This is a genomic window from Ruminococcus sp. NATIVEDY161 (genome assembly GCF_045819895.1).
In the GTDB taxonomy this organism is placed as follows: Bacteria; Bacillota; Clostridia; order Oscillospirales; family Acutalibacteraceae; genus Ruminococcoides.
Map to the genome: position 1 here is coordinate 391,779 of NZ_CP162392.1, position 20,163 is coordinate 411,941.

The window sequence follows — 20,163 nt, forward strand, 5'->3', positions numbered from 1 at the left end:
AACAACGTCCAAGGCGTAATGCTTTGGACGTATATTTTTTTATTCTATTGTAAGCTCTACAGGGCAGTGGTCTGAGCCGAAAATATCGGTGTGGATATCAGCGCCTTTCAACCTGTTATCAAGCGCTTTTGAGGTTATGAAGTAGTCAATACGCCAGCCTGCGTTCTTTTCGCGAGCCTTGAAGCGGTACGACCACCACGAATAAATCCCCTCTTTATCGGGGTAAAAATGACGGAAGGTGTCTGTGAAGCCGTTGCTGAGTAGCACGGTCATCTTCTCCCTTTCCTCATCGGTAAAGCCTGCGTTTTTGCGGTTTGTCTTTGGGTTTTTAAGGTCGATTTCCGTATGGGCGACGTTTAAATCTCCGCAAAGAATAACGGGCTTTGTCTTTTCAAGCTCTTTGAGGTAGCTTAAAAAGTCGTCCTCCCACTTCATTCTGTAGTCGAGCCTTTTAAGCTCGTTTTGCGAGTTCGGAGTGTAGCAGGTGACAACGTAATATGTATCGAATTCCGCGGTGATAACCCTGCCCTCGTGGTCGTGCTCGTCAATTCCGATGCCGTATTTTACGCTGAGCGGTTCTTCCTTGGTGAACATCGCTGTGCCCGAATAGCCCTTTTTATCGGCGTAGTTCCAGTACTGATGATAATTTTCCAAATCGAGGTCAATTTGACCTTCCTGCAATTTAGTCTCCTGAACGCAGAAAACATCCGCGTCGATATCCTTAAAAAAGTCGAGAAAGCCCTTGTTTACGCAGGCTCTCAGACCGTTTACGTTCCATGAAATCAGCTTTTTCATAACCATTCTCCAATCCATTTTATACTTACATTATAGTTTATTAATGAATTATTATCAAGTGGTTTGAATACATTTTGTTGAGGTGGTTATGTGTTAGATTTTATCGCTTTGCTCGGTCAATATGTATGCTTTTATATTCTTCACGTTTGTTCGGGCGGTTCATTCCCTAAACCACTGAGCAAGAAGGAAGAGGAATATTACCTTGAACGGCTCAAAGAGGGCGATAACGAGGCGAGGAACAAGCTGGTTGAGCATAATTTGCGCCTTGTCGCCCACATCATAAAGAAATATTACGGTACAAAGTGCGAGCAGGACGACCTTGTGTCAATCGGCACAATCGGGCTGATTAAGGCAATTAACACCTTTAAGCCCGACAAAAAAATCCGCCTGAGCTCGTACGCGAGCAGGTGTATTGAAAATGAGATTTTAATGCACCTTCGCGCGGTGAAAAAGACAGAACGTGATGTGTCGCTCAACGAGACCATCGACACCGACAAGGACGGTAATCCGCTGACGCTGATGGACATTATGAAGGTTGACGACAATATCCTTGACGAGCTCGATATGAAGCTGAACAGTAAAAAGCTCGGTCAGTATATCACCGAGGAATTAAACAGCCGTGAAAAGACCGTGATTATCCTGCGGTACGGTCTTAACGGCAAAAAGCCTATGACGCAGAAGGAGATTGCGAAAATGCTTGATATCTCGCGCTCATACGTCAGCCGTATAGAAACAAAAGCCCTCAAAACCCTGAGAAAGAGGTTTGAGAGCAGTTCTAATCTATAATCTTCTTTAATTCTTCTAAAGAATAAAGGCAATTGAGCGCAGTGAGCATTGCGTTTGTTGAGAGATAACCGGGCAAATTCAGCTTATCAAGGAGTTGTTTGCGCTTTTGGGCGGAGTTTTCCGTTCCGGTCAGACCGAGGGAATATAAATCAGCCTTGGTGATTTCCTTGCGCTTTACCGTTTCCTCACCGATAATCTCCGCACCGCTTTTGCGGACAGCCTCGATTATCACTTCATCGGGCACGCCCTCAACGCCTAAAAAGCCCTCCGCGCTACCGCGCACCTTGCGCTTTTCCTTGCCCGAAAGCTGAGGAATATAGCAGTTTTTAATCTTGCTTTTATCGACAGTGCCTTTGAGGAAGTTTCTGATTACAAAGCCTGCGCCGTCGCTGTCGGTCATAATAAGTATTCCGCGCTTATCGGCAATTTGGCGGATAAGGCTTTGGCGCTGTTTGTCGTTAAAAATCCGAAAGCCGTTTGTTTCGATTATCGGCGCGTCGATAATATTTTTCAGCTTGATTTTATCGTACCTGCCCTCGACAATTACGGCTTGTTTAAGCTTAATCACCGCCTGCCCTCCTGCGCTGTAATCAAAAGCTGAGCGATCAACTGTTCCATATACAAGCGCGGATTTATCCTGACGGACTTAAAATTCAAATCCGCCTCGGTGAGGATATCAATGCTTTTTCTGAGCGCGTCGGTGCTCACCCTTGAAGTCGCGCGCGCGGCGCGGTCAAGAGCAAAGGCTCTGCGCTTGTAGTCAAAGTCCTTGACGACGTCGTTTTTACTCACTCCGCACTCGTTAGCAACGCGCATACGGTATGCGTCGATATAGGCGTTGGACAAGGTGTAGAGCATAACAATCGGCTCTTCCTTTTGATAAAAAAGCGTGTCGAGCACCTTGTATGCGCGGTCGCCGTTGCCGTTGATAACCGCGTCGGACAAATCGAAAATCCTGCTCTCTACATTAACGGTTGCAAGCTTATCAATATCTTCGAGAGTAATTTCCCCGCCCTGAGCGTAGGATGAAATTTTATCGACCTCGTTTTTGAGCGCTGTCAAATCGTCACCGACATATGTAATCAGCTTTGCGGCGTTTACGCGCGATATCATCTTGCCGTTTGCGTTTGCCCACTTTGCGATATAACGCTCGATAACGTTATTCGGCTGTTTGTCAAATACACAGACAGAGCCGCTTTTATCCGCCGTTTTTACGATAGAATCAAAGGCGGATTTGCGCTTAGCAGGCATATTTGACGGCATAGAGATTATCACAACGTTGCCCTCACAGCGGATCGCGCAAATCTCCTTTAATCTTTTTAATTCGGCTTCACTCATCAAATCAAAAAAAGCGTCCTCAATCAGCACGCAGTTGTACTCGCTAATAAACGGCGCAACCTGAACCGCCGCGCCGAGCTCGTCGAGGTTGATTTCTCCCTTAAAGGTGTGGAAATTGAAGTCGTTGGGGTGCTTACCCGCGACAGCTTCAACGAGCATTTTGGTGTAGTTTTTAACATACATCTGCTCGGTGCCGTAGATTACGTAAATCGGGGAAAAGCTTTTATCTTTAATTTGCTTTTTTAAATCTGATTCGGATAACTTTGACATATTGATACCTTTATAAATATAGGGGCGAATTTACGCCCCTACAATAATTATTCTTTAACAAAAACCGGCAAGGGCTCGAGGTAGATAATATCGTCCCTATTCTTTGCCGCGCCCTCAGCGAGAACCGCAGCCTTGCCTACTACTTCGGCTTCGCACTCCTTCATAAGCTCCTCTAATGCTCTGAGGCTTTCGCCGGTCGAGATTACGTCGTCAACAATAAGAACTCTTTTACCCTTGAGGAACTCAACATCGTCCTCACCGAGATAAAGCGTCTGAACCTTAGCAGTAGTGATTGACTTAACGGTAACCTGAGCGCAGTTGCGCATATATACCTTAATGCTCTTACGGGCGATAACGTACTGACGGCAGCCCTGACGCGCCATCTCGTAGCAAAGCGGAATACCCTTTGCCTCGGCGGAGACTACAACGTCGTGCTCGGGGCAGATTTTAAGGAGCTCTGCCGCCGCCTTTTCGGTAACCTCAACGTCACCGAACATAATAAACGCGGCGATGTCGGTTTTCTCGTCAACAGGGAATTTCACCAAATCGCGCTCGATGCCTGCGATTGTGATTTTATATGTTTCGTACTGCTTTTTTAACTCTTGGCTCATTGTTCTACTCCTTTACGTCATTCTTCCGCCGAGCTGTGTTCCGCCGAGGATATGGAAATGCATATGCTTAACGCTCTGACAGCCGTGTTCTCCGCAGTTATTGACGATTCTGTATCCTTTTTCAAGTCCGAGTGATTTTGTAATCTCGGGGATTTTTGTGAAGATATGCGCGATAACACCGGCGTTTTCCTCGGTAACGGCGTCGGCGCAGCAGATGTGGATTTTCGGAATCACAAGCACGTGCACGGGAGCTTGCGGTTCAAGGTCGTAAAACGCGAGGATTTGGTCATCCTCATAAACTTTTTTTGACGGAATACTGCCGTCAACGATTTTGCAGAAAATGCAGTCGCTCATAGAATACTCTCCTTGTTTTGTTTATAGGCAATACCGAATAATTTAGGTGTGCGGATTGCGAAGTAAGATTTTTCGTCAGGTTGGACAAAAAATCGAGGTAAGGCTGACGCCTTGCCGAGACTTTTTTGGGCAACATGACGGAACAATAATCAAGCAAGGCGTGCGCCGTAAATTGTGCGGTGTTGCCTATAAAATATCCAAAGCTATTGTACTACTATTTTTTATAAAAATCAAGTATAGGCGCAATTTTAAAACCGGTGCCAATTCATGCGCCAACCCTTCAGTCGATAAATCGACAGCTCCCCTAAGGTGCTGTCGCACATCAGGGGAGCCTTTAGACTGTTTTATATGATTTTTATTTTTTTGCGGTGATTTTCTTTTCCTCTCCGCGGAGAAGGCGCTTTATGTTGTCCTTGTGCTTGATTGTGACGAAAATTCCGATAATCAAAGCGGCGGCTGTGGAGAAGATAACATACCACAGGTTTGAGCCGTTGTAATCGAAAAAGAACGTCATAATAAACGTGTAAGGACCGTACATAAGAGCGCTTATTATGCTGCCGAGCGAGATTATTTTTGAGATAATAAAAATAATCAGGAAGGTTGCGAGTATCATTAAAAATACTCTCCAGTCCTCGGTGAGCATAAGAGCCGCGGCAGACACAACGCCCTTGCCGCCCTTGAAGTGGAAATAAAGCGGAAAGGAGTGGCCGACAATGCAGAAAATTCCTGCGAGATACTTTCCTATATTTATAATCTCAACCGAGTTGTCGGAGCAAATTGCGGACACGTCATTTGCGACGTATGTAAAAATCAGTCCGCCGAAAAGCACCGCCGCAACGCATTTGAGGGCGTCGCAGATAAGTGTGATAACAGCCGGAACCTTGCCGACCGTGCGCAGAACGTTTGTAAAGCCTGCGTTGCCGCTTCCTACGGTGCGGATATCGAGCTTGCCCTTTGTCCAGATTTTTGTGATGATGACAGCAGGATTAATGCTTCCCAAAAGATAGGCGATTACCGCTGTGAGCAGGTAGCACCACCAGTAGTTTGCCAGATTGAAAAAAGGTAAAGAATTCATTACTTATCTCCCCTTTCACGGATTACAATGCGGATTGGAGTGCCGTCAAAGCAGAACGCCTCGCGGATTCGGTTTTCGAGGTAGCGCTGGTATGAAAAGTGGAACAGCTCTGCGTCGTTGCAGAAGAACACGAATGTCGGCGGTTTTACACCTGTTTGCGTCATATAGAAAATCTTTAATCTTCTGCCCTTATCCGACGGCGGCTGAACACGTGTTGTCGCCTGTGCCAAAAGCTCGTTGAGCATACCTGTCTTAATGCGCAGGCTTGCGTTTTCGTTGACCGCGACGATTGACTCAAAAAGGCGGTCGAGCCTCTGCCCTGTCTTTGCCGAGATAAACACCTGCGGAGCGTAGGACATAAAAGCAAAGTCAGCGTCGAGCTTTTTTTGGAACTCGCGCATTGTTTTGTCGTTCTTTTCAACAGCGTCCCACTTATTTACCGCCAAAATACAGGCTCTGCCTGCCTCGTGCGCAAGTCCTGCAACCTTGGTGTCCTGCTCGGTAATGCCCTCGGTTGCGTCAATCATTATTACGCAGACGTCGGCGCGTTCAATCGCCATTTTCGCGCGGAGAATACTGTACTTTTCGATATCGTCGTAAACCTTGCTTTTGCGCCTGAGACCTGCGGTATCGGTAAAGTTGAATTTGCCGTAGCTGTTTTCAATCAGTGTGTCGATTGTGTCGCGCGTTGTACCTGCGATATCCGACACAATACAGCGCTCGGAATCGGTTATTTTATTGATAAGCGAGGACTTGCCTGCGTTCGGCTTGCCGATTACGGCTACGTTAATAACGCTTTCATCCTCGTCGTCGGCCTTATCATAATCAAGGTACTCAAACACCTTGTCGAGCATATCGCCTGTGCCGTGGCCGTGAACAGCCGAAACCTGATAAGGTTCGCCGAGACCGAGGTTATAGAACTCGTAAAAGTCCATTGACGGCTCGCCTACGGTGTCGCACTTGTTAACGCAGAGGACTATCGGCTTGCCGGACTTTTGAAGCATTTGCGCAACGTCCATATCTGTTGCCACAAGTCCGCTTTTGAGGTCGGTTACGAGAATAATAACGCTTGCGGTGTCGATGGCGAGCTGAGCCTGACGGCGCATTTGAGATAAAATAACGTCGTCGCTTTTAGGCTCGATACCGCCTGTGTCAACGACCATCGCCTTTTTGCCGCACCACTCGGTTTCGCCGTAAATTCTGTCGCGCGTAACGCCGGGCGTGTCGTCTACGATCGACACTCGCTTGCCGATTAACTTGTTAAATAGTGTGGACTTGCCGACGTTCGGTCTGCCCACAATAGCAATTACGGGTTTGTTCATAGTTTTACTCCATTTTAGAGTTAAGAGTTTAGTGTTTAGAGTTTAGATAATGGTCGCTTCGCTCCGATTTAAAGTGTTGCGTATCGTTTTTCCCTTCATTTATATTGAAAAATTAAACTCAAAACTCTATTCTCTAAACTCTATCATAAAGATTAAAAGGGCAACAGAAAATCTGTCGCCCGTTTGATCGTCTTAAGAAATTAAGCTTCCTTCTTTTCGATTTCGACTACTTGTCTGCCCTTATACATACCGCAGTTTGTGCAAGCCTTGTGCGCTGCTGTAAGCTCGCCGCAGTTGGGACAAGTTGTAAGTGTGGGCGCGTCGAGCTTCCAAACTGTTGAACGTCTTGAGCTCTTTCTTGCGTGTGATGTTTTTCTTGTAGGTACTGCCATTTTACATAGACCTCCTTATATCTTTATTCTTCCATAAGCTGTTTTAGTATCTCAAGTCTCGGGTCGATTGATTTTTTATCGCAGCCGCAGCCGCCTTCGTTAAGATTTTTACCGCAGTGCTGACATACTCCTTTGCAATCCTCTTTGCATAAAAACTTTTGAGGGTAGTTCAGGATGATGTCCGAAATTACAACTTCGTCAAGCTCGAGAGTAAAATCGGGTGTTTCAATATAGTCGTCGTTGGTCTCGTCAACCAAAGTTTGAACAAGCCTGTGCTCAAAGGTTTTGCTCTGCTCGCCGGTAATCTGCTCGCCGCAACGGTCGCAGAAGCGCTCAAAGTTATAAACACAATTAAGCGACAATGTAACAAGGCTTGCGCGGTTGTGAGCCTTGGCGGTTATCCGCACCGGAGAAGTGAATGGAAAAGCTCCGTCAACGGAAATATCAGAGATGTCAAGCTCATAGTCGAGCTGCTTGGTTTCGCCATCATTAAGAAAGACTGATTTTAAATCAAAAAGCATTCTACACCTCTTAGACCGCATAAACGCATATTAAAACGCTGTTTATTATTATACAAAAGGATTGGGGCTTTGTCAACTAAAAAATTGCAGAAAATAAGCCGAAATTTAAGATAAAAACTGTAGGATTGAGATATTATTCTTTTAAGGAATTAACTTGTAATTGAAATGTAACCTATATGAGCTTTTTCATTGTAGGGGCGTTCTTAGCACAACGGCAACCCTTTTGTCGCTTTGCGACATTTCCCCTAACAGGGGAATCACCCATGTGTCCGCCCGCAGGACAGGAGCACAACATTTGATTAATTATGATTTTTGTGTGTTGAATTAAACGTCCGTTTATCGCGGTTAAAACGGATTTTACGATTAACACGGTTCACGTTTCCCGGGCGGACACATGGGTCCGCCCCTACGGTGTGAATTGAATGTTTGTCTTTCACTGAAATGTTGGCGCTATTTAAAACGTCTGCCCCCTCCGTCACGGCATAAATGCCGTGCCACCTTTTTCTGGCGAAAACGGCAACCCTTTTGTCACTTCGTGACATTTCCCCTAACAGGGGAATCACCCATGTGTCCGCCCGCAGGACAGGAGCACAACATTTGATTAATTATGATTTTTGTGTGTTGAATTAAACGTCCGTTTATCGCGGTTAAAACGGATTTTACGATTAACACGGTTCACGTTTCCCGGGCGGACACATGGGTCCGCCCCTACGGTGTGAATTGAATGTATGTAATATAGAAAATAAAGTCTCCCCCGTACAAGCGACGGAGGAGACTGAATTGATTATATTACTAATAATTAAACTGTCTGGCAAACTGCGTTGATTGACTCGGGAATGTCAGCCTCGTCTGCTGATACGAGCACAACGATGTTTGTTGAGGTTGTCTCGGAAAGATCCTGAAGCTTCTTTGTAAAGCTTTCAAGTCCGCTGATAGCCTCGGGAGCGATCTTGAAGGTTGAATCAACAAGAATGTCGGTAACGTCGTAGTTGCCTGCGCAAATACCGCTGATGAAGCCGTAGAGCATATCATAGCCTGAAATGTTGTACTGCTCTGTGTCGATAAGTCTTGCCTTATGTGTAACGTCGTAGGTGAGCTTTGCGCCTTTTTCGATAACAACAACGTTGCCCGAAGAAGCCGCTACAGCCTCGTTAGCCAGTGCGATAAGCTTTTTTGTTTTGCCGGCGCCTTTTTTGCCGATAAGTAAAGTAACCATAATTAGTACCTCCAAAAATTTTTAACGTTAGAAGTTAGCCCAATCTTGCCTCGAGCTCAGCCTTTTGATCCTCATAGCCGGGCTTGCCGAGCAGAGCAAACATATTCTTCTTGTAGCTTTCTACGCCGGGCTGATTAAACGGATTAACGCCGAGCATATAGCCTGAGATTGCGCAAGCCTTCTCGAAGAAATAGATAAGATATCCGAGCTCTGTCTCGTTCATTTCGGGAACGTTGATTACAACGTTGGGAACGCCGCCGTCGTTGTGGGCAAGCACTGTGCCCTCAAACGCCTTTTGGTTGACAAATCCCATTGTTTTGCCCGAAAGGAAGTTGAGACCGTCTACGTTGGTAGGATCTGTGCCGAGGGTAACCTCTTTTTTAACTTTATCAAAAAGAACAACAGTCTCAAACATTGTGCGTCTGCCGTCCTGAATGTACTGACCGAGTGAGTGAAGGTCGGTTGAGAAGATAACACTTGAGGGATAAATGCCCTTGTTATCCTTGCCCTCGCTCTCGCCGTAAAGCTGCTTGAACCACTCCGCCATCATTGTGTACGCAGGCTCGTAGGCAACCATAATCTCGGTTGTCTTACCCTTGCGGTAAAGGATGTTGCGGATCGCGGCGTACTTGTAGCAGTCGTTTGTCATCAAGTCGTCGTTGTTAAGCTCAGCCTGAGCGGTCTGTGCGCCCTGCATTAGAGCGTCGATATCTGCGCCCGAAACTGCGATGGGAAGAAGTCCTACGGCTGTGAGAACCGAAAAACGTCCGCCGACGTCGTCGGGTACTACGAAGGTCTCGTAGCCTTCCTTGTCGGCAAGAGCCTTAAGAGTTCCTCTCGCCTTGTCGGTTGTGCAGTAGATACGCTCGCGAGCGCCTTCCTTGCCGTACTTTTTCTCGAGCATTTCGCGGAATACACGGAACGCGATCGCGGGCTCGGTGGTTGTGCCGGACTTGGAAATCATATTGATTGATACGTCCTTGCCCTCGCACAACTCCATAACCTCGGCAAGTGCCGATGAGCTGATTGAATTACCTGTAAAGAAAATCTGCGGAGTGTCCTTGCAGGTAAGGTTGTAGTTCTGTGATGTGAGGAACTCGATTGCAGCGCGTGCGCCGAGGTAAGAACCGCCGATACCGATAACTACAAATACGTCGGTATCCTTTTTAATCTTCTCGGCAGCCGCCTTGATGCGTGCAAACTCGTCCTTATCGTAATCTGTGGGAAGGTTGAGCCAGCCGATGAAATCGTTGCCCATACCTGTGCCGTCGTGCAAAAGCTTGTGAGCCGCCTTTACCTCGGCAGCCACGCCCTCATACTCATGTTCAGCGATAAAATCCTTCAGATATTTATCATTTAGCTTTGTTGCCATATGCTAATCCTCCATTATTTAATATTGGTTATATTATACTATAGAGCGAGGATAATTTCAAGGCATTTACGGCATATTTTTAAATACGTTTGGTTTATAATGCGAGTAAAGAATTAAGAGCGGTTTTGAACACACCCCCAAAGGTAATCGGCTCTACATTTCCTGCCGCGGTTATCTGAAAATCACGCTTTTCGCCGTTTGCTTCAAAGCTTAATTTGCCGATTATCTGCCCTTCCTCTACGGGCGCTTCAAGGCTTTCGGGTAAATCGAGCGTGCTTGTGATCTCGTCGGCGCTCGCCTTTCCGGTAACAAAGCCTGAGTTTACGTCACATTTTATTCCGACTGAGCTTTCCATACCATTGTCAACGCCGATATTGACAGGCATATCCTCAGGGATTGATAATTCTTTTACAGAATAATTGGCAAAGCCGTAGTCGAGCAGAGCGGCGGCGTCGGCAAAGCGCTGCTTGCCGTTATCGCAGCCCAATACCACGCCGATAAGGCTCATACCGTCGCGCGTTGCGGTGGCTGAGATACAACATCCTGCGTCGTCGGTCGTGCCTGTTTTTAAGCCGGTTATGCCCTTGTAGGTTTTTAGCAGCTTATTGGTATTTACAAGCTGGGTTTTACCGCCGCGGAGATAGTCAATCCAGACTGAAGTATAGTCAAAAATCTTTTCGTGCTTTATAAGCTCGCGCGACATAACTGCGACGTCATAGGCTGAGGTTATGTGTCCGTCCTCGTCAAGTCCGTTGCAGTTTTTGAACACGGTGTCCTTCATTCCGAGCTCCTTTGCGCGGTTGTTCATCTGCTCAACAAAACTCTCCTCGCTGCCGCTGACCTGTTCGGCAAGGGCGACAGCCGCGTCGTTAGCCGAAGCTACGACCGTGGCTTTAATCATATCGTCGGCGCTCATCGTCTCGCCGGGTTCAAGCCAAATGTCGCTTCCGCCCATCGAGGCGGCGTGCTCGGACGCTGTTATTGTGGTGTCAAGGCTGAGCTTTCCGCTGTCTATCGCTTCAAACACGAGCAATAACGTCATTACCTTTGTGACGGACGCGCACGGTCTTTGCTCGTGCGGATTATTCTCATAAAGAATTTTACCTGTCTGTGCTTCCATAAGCACGCCTGCAGGAGCGGTTATCAATTTGGCTTCTTCGGCGGCAAAAGCAGGGATTATCGAGCAAAAGATAATTGATATTGATAAAATAAGACAGAATTTATTTAACATAACAAAACACCTCGCTCAATATTATGAACGAGGCGTTATAATTATACTATTCAATTAAGCAAACCGCGTGCGAGGAAATTCCCTCAAGCCTGCCGGTGAAACCGAGTTTTTCCTCGGTTGTCGCCTTAACGCTGACCTGAGAAATGTCGATTTTGCACGCATCCGCGATATTTTTGCGCATTTGCTCGATGTACGGCGCAAGCTTTGGTTTTTGGGCGATTACGATTGAGTCGATATTCACAATCTTATAGCCCTTTGCGCCGAGCACAACGCAGACTTCCTTTAAGAGCAGTAAGCTGTCCGCGCCCTTGAAGCGTTCGTCGGTATCGGGAAAAAGCTTGCCGATATCCCCAAGCGCCGCCGCGCCGAGGAGTGCGTCCATTATGGCGTGGAGCAGAACATCCGCGTCGGAATGACCGAGCAGACCGAGTTCATACGGAATTTTTACTCCGCCGAGGAATAAATCGCGGTTTTCCGCAAAGCGGTGAACGTCATAGCCGTTGCCTATTCTCATTTGTCCTCTCCCCTTGCGTGAATGATACTCTCCGCGATTAAAATGTCAAACGGAGTGGTGAGCTTGATGTTTTCTTTACTTCCCTTTACAACCTTGACTTCGCCGCCCATCTTTTCAATTAGCGAGCAGTCGTCGGTAAAGCCTTCGAGGCTGTCGCCTGCGTTGTCAATTGCAAAGGCATACAGCTCGGTTTCAAACACCTGAGGAGTTTGAACCGCTCTGAGCTGAGAGCGAAGCGGAGTTCTCTCGATAACGTCATAGCCGTTCACGATTTTTATTGTGTCGGTAACGGTAGTTCCGAGGGTTGCCGCGCCTGTGTCGAAAGCGGCTTCGACAACACGTTCAATCTCCTCGACAGTGACGAGCGGACGCGCTCCGTCGTGAATCGCGTAGTACTCAGCCCTCGGATTTGCCGCTGAAATTCCGTTTTTAACGCTGTGTGCGCGGCTGTCGCCGCCCTTAACCACTGCGCTTACCTTGGAGAAGGCGTTTTTGCCGGCAATTTCTCTGATACGCTCGCAATCCTGCTCACGGCAGACAACTACAATCTCCTTAATAAGGCCGCAGTGCTGAAACGTGGTAAGTGTGCGTTCGATTACCGTTTTGCCCGAAAGCGCGATAAACTGTTTGCTGTCGGACGAACCCATTCTTGTTGAGCCGCCGGCGGCTACGATGATAGCTGATACAAATGCTGACATAAAACCCCTCCCGTCTTTTAATTGAAAATTGATAATTGATAATGGATAATTTTTGTATGACTTAAATTTTATCGAGCGCCTGTGTGAGGTCAGCGATTAAATCGTCAACGTTTTCAAGACCTACCGAAAGCCTGATAAGGTCGGGCGCTACGCCTGCCTCGAGAAGCTGCTGATCGCTGAGCTGGCGGTGAGTATGGCTTGCCGGATGAAGCAGACAGGTGCGCGCGTCAGCAACGTGGGTTGCGATAATCATAAGCTTAAGGCTGTCCATAAACTTAATCGCCTTTTCCCTGCCGCCCTTTACAGCGAACGCGATTACGCCGCATGAGCCGTTTGGCAGGTACTTTTGAGCGAGGTCGTAATATTTATCGCCCTCGAGGTTGGGATAATCAATCCACGCAACCTTGTCATGAGCCTTGAGGAACTTTGCGATTGCAAGCGCGTTGGAGCAGTGTCTGTCCATTCTTACGTGAAGGCTTTCAAGTCCGTTATTGAGGTAAAAAGCGTTCTGCGGAGACTGGATTGAGCCGAGGTCGCGCATAAGCTGCGAGGTCGCCTTGGTGATATAACCGAGCTTACCGAACTTTTCAGCGTAAACAAGTCCGTGGTAGCTTTCGTCGGGAGTTGTGAGACCGGGGTATTTATCGGCGTGAGCCATCCAGTCGAAGTTGCCGCTGTCGATAATCGCTCCGCCTACGCCTATGGCGTGACCGTCCATATACTTTGTGGTGGAGTGGGTAACTATGTCTGCTCCCCATTCGATGGGACGGCAGTTTACGGGAGTAGCGAATGTATTGTCAACGATAAGCGGAACTCCGTGTGAGTGCGCGAGGTGAGCGAACTTCTCGATATCGAGCACTGAAACCGTGGGATTTGTTACGGTCTCACCGAATACGGCGCGCGTGTTAGGTCTGAACTCCTTGGCGAGCTCCTCCTCGGGCAAATCCTGGTCTACAAAGGTTACGTCAATGCCCATTTTCTTCATTGTTACGCCGAGCAGGTTGTATGTGCCGCCGTAGATTGCGGATGAGGCAATGATGTGACTGCCTGTCTCGCAGATATTAAAGAGTGCAAAGAAGTTTGCAGCCTGTCCGCTCGATGTGAGCATTGCGGCAACGCCGCCTTCAAGAGCCGCGAGCTTTGCGGCTACAAAATCGTTTGTCGGGTTTTGAAGTCTTGTATAAAAATATCCGCTTGCTTCAAGGTCAAAGAGCTTGCCCATATCGTCGCTGGAATCGTATTTCCATGTTGTGCTCTGGTAAATAGGAAGCTGGCGCGGTTCGCCGTTTTTGGGCTCGTAGCCTGAATGTAAGCATTTTGTTTCGGTTTTCATAATATATTTCCCCCTATGTGTTTAATTGAATAATCCTTTAATAAATCCCGTGATGAAATCGGTTCCCCAGATTACAAAACAGGCGATAATAATCAGCAAAATCGCAGAGATGATTTTTACCGCGGTTCTCTTTGCGGGGCTCATAATCTCGGACTCGTCAATTTCGGAATTAACGGCGTCCTCAACGTCCTGTCCCTCGACCTTAATTTCTTCTCCCTCGGGCTTGATAGCGCCGATGCCGATGCAGACATCCCTTGCTTTGTCAAGCGCGTTGAAGGGAACGAGAATATCCCTGTCGGTCTTATCGCTGCCGGTTACGGCGTCTGCGGAAAGGGACTTTTCCTGAGCCTGCGATGTGCTCGGAATTCCGTCGTCCTCGAGCGCCGCCTGAATACGGTCAAGCTCAAAGCCTGAGGCTGAGGTTAAATAAACAGGCGTGGTCCGGTCGTCGAGCGTTTCGAGAGCGTAGTGCTTTCTGCACTCGGTGCAGTTATGCTCGGAATCGTCATACATCCGCCTGCATTTTGAACAATACTTCATAAAATTACTCCTTAGCTGTAATTAATATAATTTTAACACAAAAAAGCGGCGGGAGCAATACCCGCCGCGATATATTTAATATTTTTATCTCACTTATTCAAACACAGGCTGAATTTGCGTTTTTTCAAGCGCATACTCTACCGCCTTTTCTATCTTATTAAAATCCGCCACAAGCGAGTTCGGCTTTTTTACCGGGTCGTCCTGTTTAAGCGGAACAAAATAGATGTTCTTTGTGTTTAGAAGTCTGCCGATGTTCTGAGCCGAAGCGCCTAAGGCGTCGTTTGTTGCCACGCACAAAAGCACGGGCTTTTGCACGCGAAGGTGCGATTTTGCCGCCATAGTCACCGAGGTGTCGGTAACGCCGAGCGACAACTTTGCAAGGGTGTTGCCCGTGCAGGGAGCTATCAGCAGCAAATCGCACATATCCTTGGGGCCGATTGGCTCGGTATCAACCGAGGTTTTCAGCACTTTTTTGCCTGTTATTTTTTCTGCCTTTTTTACCGTTTCCTCCGCCCTGCCAAAGCGCGTATTGGTGGAGCAGGCGTTTTTTGACATAATGGGAATTACGTCGTAGCCCAAATCCACAAGCTTTTGCATTTGCTCAAAGGCCTTTGAAAAGGTGCAAAAGGAACCGCACATTGCAAAACCAATGGTCGCCTTTTTCACCAATTTACCTCCTTAATTATTGATGTTACGGTTTGTTTAATAATCTGCGCCGCTGTTTTGGGAGCGCACTTGCCGGGGAGCGACAACGCGCGCTGAGCGTCGATTTTAAGCGACCTTGCCGCTTCAAAGTCAACTCCGCCGGGCGCTGACGCGAGGTCGATTATCAGGGTATTGCGGTCGGTGTTTTTAAGCAGAGCTTCATCAAAAATCAGCGCGGGTATTGTGTTGAACACAAGGTCGTAGCCGCTGAGCTTTTTTAGTTCCTCGGTATTTTCGGCTTTATAGCCAAGCGCGTTAATATACGCCAAGTCCTCGAACCTTCTCGCGCTGACGGTGACGTTTGAGCCGAGAGCCTTCAGCTTTGAAGCGAGCACCTTGCCTATTCTGCCGTAGCCTGCGACAAGCGAATTGCTGCCTGCGATTGTGCCTTCATACGCGCACATCGCACATTCAACAGCGCCCTCGGCTGTGGGTACGGCGTTGAGAATTGCGAAATCCTCACGCGAGGCGTAGTCAAACACCGCTCCGCTGAGCCTTGGATAAGCCTTAATCAGCTTTTCGCGGAACGAGGCGAAAACAGGCTTTCTGTTTAAAATATCAATTTCTTCGTCGGTAAAATAAATATTGCCCTGCGAAAAAGGCGCGTTTATACTTCCGTCAGAGCGGATACTCGGGAGCGGAAGAATTATTATATCGCTGTAGCTGACGGCGGAAGTTACGTCTGTTATCGCGATGTCGCCCACGCTTTTGAGCGTGTCGAAGCCGCCGAGGATAACCCTTAAGCCGTCCTTAATAAAGGAATCCGCCAAATAAAGCTGGCGCTTGTCGCCGCCGATAATACCGATTGTCTTAATGCTGTCTGTCATAAAAACACCCTGCCGAAATAACTTTGTAGTACATCATATTCGGCAGGGTGGTATTTGTGAATTTTTAATGAAGATAGCAAGGAAGCGAAGTCACCGTAGGGGTCAATGTCGTCAACTAATGGTTTTTCGTAGGGGCGGACCTGTGTGTCCGCCCGCGAGAGCCGTACGTTTGTTCACGATGAAAGGCTTGATAGGACATCAAATTTCAATTGAACGCCCTCGGGAGCACACATGGGTGCTCCCCTACAATGTCAAGGAAAATTATGCAATAATTTCTTAAGTTGGCGACATTCCCTAACAGGAGACTCCCCCAAAGCCAAAGCATTGAGGGAGCCTGATAAGGTTTAATTTTTAATTACGCCTCAGCGATAACCTCAACCTCAACAAGAACGTTCTTGGGAAGGGTTTTTACCGCTACGCATGAACGAGCCGGCTTTGAGGAAAAGTACTCGCCGTAAACAGCGTTAAACGCCGCAAAGTCGTTCATATCTGCGAGGAAGCAAACGGTCTTAACAGCCTTATCGAGAGAGCTGCCAGCGGCTTCGAGCACGTTTTTGAGGTTTTTGCAAACCTGCTCGGTCTGATCTGAGATTGTAGTTGCCTCAACGTCGCCTGTTTCAGGGTTGATTGCGATTTGTCCCGAGGTAAAAACAAGTCCGTTTGCCTTTACCGCCTGTGAATACGGTCCGATTGCGTCGGGCGCGTTCTTTGTATAAATCTTTTCCATATTGATTACTCCTTAAATAAGTTTAAATCCTGCGTCTGTAAGCGCTTTTGAAATTTCCTTTACGTGGTCGAAGTTTCTGGTCTCGATGATAATTCTGAGGTAGCAGCCGTTAACGTCTGAGCCCTCGCCTGCCCTCTCGTGGTGAACTGAGATTACGTTTCCGCCGCGGTCGGCGATAATCTTTGACACCGCAACGAGCTGACCGGGCTTATCCTGGAGCTCAATGCACAAGGTCTGCTGTCTGCCGCTCATGAGCAGTCCGCGCTTGATTACACGGTTGAGGATTGTAACGTCGATATTACCGCCCGAAACAATGCAAACAACCTTTTTGCCCTTAATCGGGAGCTTGTTGTACATAACAGCCGCCAAAGGTGCAGCGCCTGCGCCCTCGGCAATCATCTTTTGAGTTTCGATGAGCTTAAGAATAGCGGAAGCGATTTCGTCGTCGCTTACGGTTACGATATCGTCAACATACTTTTTGACATATTCAAAGGTGTGCTCGCCCGGCTCCTTAACCTGAATACCGTCGGCGATTGTGGACACCTTGTCGAGCGAAACGGGCTTGCCCTGCTTGATTGACTCGTACATTGACGGAGCACCCTCAGCCTGAACGCCGTAAACCTTGATTTTGGGGTTAAGGCTCTTAATCGCGCAGGCTACGCCCGAGAGAAGTCCGCCGCCGCCGATTGCGGCAACAACTGCGTCAACGTAGGGCATTTCGTTGAGAATTTCGATACCGATTGTACCCTGACCTGCGATTACGTTTTCGTCGTCGAAGGGATGGATAAAGGTGTAGTTCTTCTCGTCCCTGAGCCTTAAAGCCTCGTTGTAGGCGTCGTCATAAACGCCGGGAACCATACAAATCTCGCCGCCGTAGCCCTTTGTAGCCTCGACCTTTGAGATAGGAGCGCCGTCGGGCAGACAGATGAGCGACTTGATGCCGTACTTTGTAGCGGCAAGCGCAACGCCTTGAGCGTGGTTACCTGCCGAGCAGGCGATTACGCCCCTTTTCTTTTCGTCATGGGTGAGCTGTGAGATTTTATAACCTGAGCCTCTGACCTTAAACGAACCTGTGATTTGCAGGTTTTCGGGCTTTAGGTAAACCTCGCAGTCGTCGGAAATGCCCTCAGCCTTTACGATATGGGTATGTCTGATTACGTCCTTAAGCACGTAGGACGCATGGTAGATTTTATCAAGTGTTAACATTTGTACACTTCCTTTTTGATTATCCATAAATTACACCACATTATTTTACTACTATTTTCAAAATAAATCAAGTATTGATTTTTGATATGACATAAAAGCAAAAATATATTGATTAAAAACTTGCTTTATGGTATAATATAAATAAAAGGAAGTGATTGCTTTGCAGCTTAAAGAATCAGGCGAGATGTATCTTGAAACTATATATGTATTGTCGCAGAAAAAGAACTTTGTACGCGCGATTGATATTTGCGATGAAATGGGATATTCAAAGCCCAGCGTAAGCCGTGCCATGGGACTTTTGCGCGACGGCGGTTACATAAACGTAGCTAAGGACGGCGGAATAACCCTGACCGATTTGGGACTTGAGGTTGCCGACAGAACCTATGAACGCCATAAGGTGCTGAGCAAGTTTTTTATTTCCATAGGCGTTAATGAGGAAACCGCGGTTAACGACGCGTGCAAAATTGAGCACGTTATCAGCTCGGAGACCTTCGCGGCGCTTAAAAAGCATATGAACATCTAATATTTAAATAATTATCGGCGGCTCTTACCAATTGGTTTGAGCCGCCGTTTTTGTTTGTAATTAATCCGCGAACATCGGGGTTGAAAGGTAACGCTCGCCTGTATCGGGAAGCAGAGCTACAATAACCTTGCCCTTGTTTTCGGGGCGTTTTGCAAGCTCTGTAGCCGCCCAAACTGCCGCGCCTGAGGAAATTCCGACAAGCACGCCTTCGTTTTTGGCGAGGGTTCTGCCTGTTGCGAACGCTTCGTCGTTCTCGACGGTGATAATCTCGTCATATATTTCGGTATCGAGGGTATCGGGCACAAAGCCCGCGCCTATTCCCTGAATTTTATGCGGTCCGGGAGTACCCTTTGAAAGCACGGGAGAGCCTGCAGGCTCAACGGCTACAACCTTGACATTAGGGTTTTTGCCCTTGAGGTACTTGCCTACGCCTGAGAGCGTACCACCTGTGCCGACGCCTGCTACGAAGATATCAACCTTTCCGTCGGTGTCTTCCCAAATCTCGGGACCGGTTGTGCGCACGTGGATTTCGGGGTTTGCAGGGTTTTTGAACTGGCTGGGGATAAAGCTGTTCGGAGTTTGCTCTGCAAGCTCGTTTGCCTTTTCAATAGCGCCCTTCATTCCCTTTGCGCCGTCGGTGAGCACGAGCTCTGCGCCGTATGCCTTCAAAAGATTTCTGCGCTCAACGCTCATGGTCTCGGGCATTGTGAGGATAATTTTATATCCGCGAGAAGCCGCAACGCTTGCAAGTCCGATACCTGTGTTGCCGCTGGTCGGCTCGATGATAACCGCGCCTGACTTGATGATACCCTTTGCCTCTGCCTCGTCAATCATAGCCTTGGCGATTCTGTCCTTTACGCTTCCTGCCGGGTTAAAGTACTCGAGCTTTGCGAAGATGTCAGCCTCGAGCTTGTTATCCTCAATGTAGTTGCTGAGCTTCAAAAGAGGTGTGTTGCCGATGATGTCTGTGATTTTGTTATATACTTTCATAATATACTCCTTAAATAATTTTAGAATGATTTTGAAACGGATACGGCAAAATCAACATCGCGTTAAACCTAATATAACCATAAAAACCCTTCTTTTCTGTATTGCTTATTATTCCTACGTGTTTGGTAGGTTTATTATAACACCGTTATACGCTATTGTCAAGGGTAATTTAAAAAATTATTTACAACCAAACCTTTCTGTAGTAAAATATATGTAGAAATGAGGTAATAAAATGATTATTTTAGCTTCCGCTTCTCCGCGCAGAAAAGAGCTTTTGAGCCTTATCTGCGACAGCTTTAAGATTATACCTGCCAACATTGACGAGACTATTGACGGTAATGTAAATTTATACGACATCCCCGAATTTTTAGCGCGTCAAAAGGCTGAGGCGGTCTATAAGCTTCACCCCGACGACATTGTTATCGGCTGTGACACCGGTGTGTTTGTCGATAATCAGATGATAGGAAAGCCGAAATCCGAGAAAGCCGCTGTAGAAATTCTCAAAATGCTCTCGGGCAAAACGCACAGGGTTATTACCGGCTGCGCGATTTACGGCAAGGGTGAACCGATTAGCTTTTCGAAGGTGACTGAGGTTGAGTTTTACAAGCTCAGCGAAACGGAAATCCGCGATTATGTTGAGACAGGCGAGCCGATGGACAAGGCAGGCGCCTACGGTATTCAGGGCAAGGGCGGCGTGCTGATTAAGCAAATCAGAGGAGATTATTTTAACGTTGTCGGCCTGCCGGTTGCGGAACTTAAAAGAAAACTTTACAGATAAAAATTGTAGGGTTCAGTCTTGACCGAACCCTACTAAGTT

Annotated in this window: 24 protein-coding genes; 3 read left to right on the forward strand and 21 right to left on the reverse strand. The window is 47.5% G+C overall.

The genetic code is table 11. The annotated features are described in order from the left end of the window. Positions 1–39: 39 nt before the first annotated feature. A complete protein-coding gene (locus AB1I50_RS01870) occupies positions 40–795 on the reverse strand; it encodes an exodeoxyribonuclease III (protein WP_407724511.1) in 756 nt (251 codons plus the stop codon). Positions 796–885: 90 nt separating this feature from the next. On the opposite strand from AB1I50_RS01870, the gene sigK reads away from it, so the two are divergent. Further along, positions 886–1,581 (forward strand): RNA polymerase sporulation sigma factor SigK, encoded by a 696-nt coding sequence (gene sigK, locus AB1I50_RS01875; protein ID WP_407724512.1) that lies wholly within the window; start codon positions 886–888, stop codon positions 1,579–1,581. Here sigK and AB1I50_RS01880 read toward each other — a convergent pair. The 19 genes from AB1I50_RS01880 to ilvA form a co-directional block, all read right to left on the reverse strand. Next, on the reverse strand, positions 1,571–2,149 hold the full coding sequence (locus AB1I50_RS01880) for a ribonuclease M5 (protein WP_407724513.1): 579 nt from the start codon (positions 2,147–2,149) through the stop codon (positions 1,571–1,573). The two genes, sigK and AB1I50_RS01880, sit on opposite strands and share 11 nt — an antisense overlap. Further along, the gene (holA, locus tag AB1I50_RS01885; protein WP_407724514.1) at positions 2,146–3,189 is read right to left on the reverse strand and encodes a DNA polymerase III subunit delta; all 1,044 of its coding nucleotides are present in this window, start codon (positions 3,187–3,189) and stop codon (positions 2,146–2,148) included. The genes AB1I50_RS01880 and holA overlap by 4 nt, the downstream gene beginning before the upstream one ends. A gap of 47 nt (positions 3,190–3,236) precedes the next feature. Next, the gene (locus AB1I50_RS01890; protein ID WP_407724515.1) at positions 3,237–3,800 is read right to left on the reverse strand and encodes a phosphoribosyltransferase family protein; all 564 of its coding nucleotides are present in this window, start codon (positions 3,798–3,800) and stop codon (positions 3,237–3,239) included. A gap of 12 nt (positions 3,801–3,812) precedes the next feature. Beyond that, on the reverse strand, positions 3,813–4,154 hold the full coding sequence (locus AB1I50_RS01895) for a histidine triad nucleotide-binding protein (RefSeq protein WP_407724516.1): 342 nt from the start codon (positions 4,152–4,154) through the stop codon (positions 3,813–3,815). A 355-nt stretch (positions 4,155–4,509) separates the two neighbouring features. After that, the gene (plsY, locus tag AB1I50_RS01900; protein WP_407724517.1) at positions 4,510–5,229 is read right to left on the reverse strand and encodes a glycerol-3-phosphate 1-O-acyltransferase PlsY; all 720 of its coding nucleotides are present in this window, start codon (positions 5,227–5,229) and stop codon (positions 4,510–4,512) included. Continuing rightward, complete coding sequence (gene der, locus AB1I50_RS01905) at positions 5,229–6,551, reverse strand: ribosome biogenesis GTPase Der (RefSeq protein ID WP_407724518.1); 1,323 nt, start codon at positions 6,549–6,551, stop codon at positions 5,229–5,231. Before der ends, plsY begins: the two co-directional genes overlap by 1 nt. Before the next feature lie 200 nt (positions 6,552–6,751). Continuing rightward, positions 6,752–6,943, reverse strand: a complete 192-nt coding sequence (rpmF, locus tag AB1I50_RS01910) for a 50S ribosomal protein L32 (protein WP_407724519.1) — start codon at positions 6,941–6,943, stop codon at positions 6,752–6,754. A 23-nt stretch (positions 6,944–6,966) separates the two neighbouring features. Next, complete coding sequence (locus AB1I50_RS01915) at positions 6,967–7,464, reverse strand: YceD family protein (protein ID WP_407724520.1); 498 nt, start codon at positions 7,462–7,464, stop codon at positions 6,967–6,969. A 799-nt stretch (positions 7,465–8,263) separates the two neighbouring features. Continuing rightward, positions 8,264–8,680 carry a hypothetical protein gene (locus tag AB1I50_RS01920; RefSeq protein ID WP_407724521.1) on the reverse strand — a complete coding sequence of 139 codons (417 nt, stop codon included), beginning with the start codon at positions 8,678–8,680 and terminating at the stop codon, positions 8,264–8,266. 34 nt (positions 8,681–8,714) lie between these two features. Further along, complete coding sequence (locus AB1I50_RS01925) at positions 8,715–10,052, reverse strand: glucose-6-phosphate isomerase (protein ID WP_407724522.1); 1,338 nt, start codon at positions 10,050–10,052, stop codon at positions 8,715–8,717. 94 nt (positions 10,053–10,146) lie between these two features. Beyond that, positions 10,147–11,283, reverse strand: coding sequence for a D-alanyl-D-alanine carboxypeptidase family protein (locus tag AB1I50_RS01930; RefSeq protein WP_407724523.1), 1,137 nt, complete (start codon positions 11,281–11,283; stop codon positions 10,147–10,149). A 46-nt stretch (positions 11,284–11,329) separates the two neighbouring features. Continuing rightward, the gene (ispF, locus tag AB1I50_RS01935) at positions 11,330–11,797 is read right to left on the reverse strand and encodes a 2-C-methyl-D-erythritol 2,4-cyclodiphosphate synthase (RefSeq protein WP_407724524.1); all 468 of its coding nucleotides are present in this window, start codon (positions 11,795–11,797) and stop codon (positions 11,330–11,332) included. Then, entirely contained in the window at positions 11,794–12,495 is a 702-nt protein-coding gene (ispD, locus tag AB1I50_RS01940; RefSeq protein WP_407724525.1) for a 2-C-methyl-D-erythritol 4-phosphate cytidylyltransferase, read from the reverse strand. The genes ispF and ispD overlap by 4 nt, the downstream gene beginning before the upstream one ends. A gap of 61 nt (positions 12,496–12,556) precedes the next feature. Next, entirely contained in the window at positions 12,557–13,828 is a 1,272-nt protein-coding gene (locus tag AB1I50_RS01945) for an O-acetylhomoserine aminocarboxypropyltransferase/cysteine synthase family protein (protein WP_407724526.1), read from the reverse strand. Between the two features lie 21 nt (positions 13,829–13,849). Continuing rightward, positions 13,850–14,368 carry a hypothetical protein gene (locus tag AB1I50_RS01950; RefSeq protein ID WP_407724527.1) on the reverse strand — a complete coding sequence of 173 codons (519 nt, stop codon included), beginning with the start codon at positions 14,366–14,368 and terminating at the stop codon, positions 13,850–13,852. A gap of 93 nt (positions 14,369–14,461) precedes the next feature. Further along, positions 14,462–15,034 (reverse strand): dipicolinate synthase subunit B, encoded by a 573-nt coding sequence (locus AB1I50_RS01955; protein ID WP_407724528.1) that lies wholly within the window; start codon positions 15,032–15,034, stop codon positions 14,462–14,464. Then, positions 15,031–15,900: a dipicolinate synthase subunit DpsA gene (gene dpsA / locus AB1I50_RS01960; protein ID WP_407724529.1), complete on the reverse strand. Its 870-nt coding sequence runs from the start codon at positions 15,898–15,900 to the stop codon at positions 15,031–15,033. The genes AB1I50_RS01955 and dpsA overlap by 4 nt, the downstream gene beginning before the upstream one ends. Positions 15,901–16,255: 355 nt before the next feature. After that, on the reverse strand, positions 16,256–16,627 hold the full coding sequence (locus AB1I50_RS01965; RefSeq protein WP_407724530.1) for a RidA family protein: 372 nt from the start codon (positions 16,625–16,627) through the stop codon (positions 16,256–16,258). A 12-nt stretch (positions 16,628–16,639) separates the two neighbouring features. Then, entirely contained in the window at positions 16,640–17,833 is a 1,194-nt protein-coding gene (gene ilvA, locus AB1I50_RS01970) for a threonine ammonia-lyase (RefSeq protein WP_407724531.1), read from the reverse strand. 160 nt (positions 17,834–17,993) lie between these two features. Between ilvA and AB1I50_RS01975 the strand changes: the two genes are divergently transcribed. Continuing rightward, positions 17,994–18,356, forward strand: coding sequence for a metal-dependent transcriptional regulator (locus tag AB1I50_RS01975; protein WP_407724532.1), 363 nt, complete (start codon positions 17,994–17,996; stop codon positions 18,354–18,356). A 60-nt stretch (positions 18,357–18,416) separates the two neighbouring features. On the opposite strand, the gene cysK is transcribed toward AB1I50_RS01975, so the two are convergent. After that, positions 18,417–19,346, reverse strand: a complete 930-nt coding sequence (cysK, locus tag AB1I50_RS01980) for a cysteine synthase A (RefSeq protein ID WP_407724533.1) — start codon at positions 19,344–19,346, stop codon at positions 18,417–18,419. Positions 19,347–19,578: 232 nt separating this feature from the next. Here cysK and AB1I50_RS01985 point away from each other — a divergent pair, with 232 nt between their 5' ends. Further along, positions 19,579–20,124, forward strand: coding sequence for a Maf family protein (locus tag AB1I50_RS01985; RefSeq protein WP_407724534.1), 546 nt, complete (start codon positions 19,579–19,581; stop codon positions 20,122–20,124). Positions 20,125–20,163: the final 39 nt, after the last annotated feature.

Coding starts and splice junctions, on each gene's coding strand:
- AB1I50_RS01920 (WP_407724521.1), bottom strand. CDS start 8,680: ATGGTTACTTTACTTATCGGCAAAAAAGGCGCCGGCAAAACAAAAAAG.
- dpsA (WP_407724529.1), bottom strand. CDS start 15,900: ATGACAGACAGCATTAAGACAATCGGTATTATCGGCGGCGACAAGCGC.
- AB1I50_RS01945 (WP_407724526.1), bottom strand. CDS start 13,828: ATGAAAACCGAAACAAAATGCTTACATTCAGGCTACGAGCCCAAAAAC.
- AB1I50_RS01930 (WP_407724523.1), bottom strand. CDS start 11,283: ATGTTAAATAAATTCTGTCTTATTTTATCAATATCAATTATCTTTTGC.
- AB1I50_RS01915 (WP_407724520.1), bottom strand. CDS start 7,464: ATGCTTTTTGATTTAAAATCAGTCTTTCTTAATGATGGCGAAACCAAG.
- cysK (WP_407724533.1), bottom strand. CDS start 19,346: ATGAAAGTATATAACAAAATCACAGACATCATCGGCAACACACCTCTT.
- ispF (WP_407724524.1), bottom strand. CDS start 11,797: ATGAGAATAGGCAACGGCTATGACGTTCACCGCTTTGCGGAAAACCGC.
- AB1I50_RS01870 (WP_407724511.1), bottom strand. CDS start 795: ATGAAAAAGCTGATTTCATGGAACGTAAACGGTCTGAGAGCCTGCGTA.
- ispD (WP_407724525.1), bottom strand. CDS start 12,495: ATGTCAGCATTTGTATCAGCTATCATCGTAGCCGCCGGCGGCTCAACA.
- AB1I50_RS01950 (WP_407724527.1), bottom strand. CDS start 14,368: ATGAAGTATTGTTCAAAATGCAGGCGGATGTATGACGATTCCGAGCAT.
- AB1I50_RS01890 (WP_407724515.1), bottom strand. CDS start 3,800: ATGAGCCAAGAGTTAAAAAAGCAGTACGAAACATATAAAATCACAATC.
- plsY (WP_407724517.1), bottom strand. CDS start 5,229: ATGAATTCTTTACCTTTTTTCAATCTGGCAAACTACTGGTGGTGCTAC.
- der (WP_407724518.1), bottom strand. CDS start 6,551: ATGAACAAACCCGTAATTGCTATTGTGGGCAGACCGAACGTCGGCAAG.
- AB1I50_RS01965 (WP_407724530.1), bottom strand. CDS start 16,627: ATGGAAAAGATTTATACAAAGAACGCGCCCGACGCAATCGGACCGTAT.
- rpmF (WP_407724519.1), bottom strand. CDS start 6,943: ATGGCAGTACCTACAAGAAAAACATCACACGCAAGAAAGAGCTCAAGA.
- AB1I50_RS01925 (WP_407724522.1), bottom strand. CDS start 10,052: ATGGCAACAAAGCTAAATGATAAATATCTGAAGGATTTTATCGCTGAA.
- AB1I50_RS01895 (WP_407724516.1), bottom strand. CDS start 4,154: ATGAGCGACTGCATTTTCTGCAAAATCGTTGACGGCAGTATTCCGTCA.
- AB1I50_RS01985 (WP_407724534.1), top strand. CDS start 19,579: ATGATTATTTTAGCTTCCGCTTCTCCGCGCAGAAAAGAGCTTTTGAGC.
- holA (WP_407724514.1), bottom strand. CDS start 3,189: ATGTCAAAGTTATCCGAATCAGATTTAAAAAAGCAAATTAAAGATAAA.
- ilvA (WP_407724531.1), bottom strand. CDS start 17,833: ATGTTAACACTTGATAAAATCTACCATGCGTCCTACGTGCTTAAGGAC.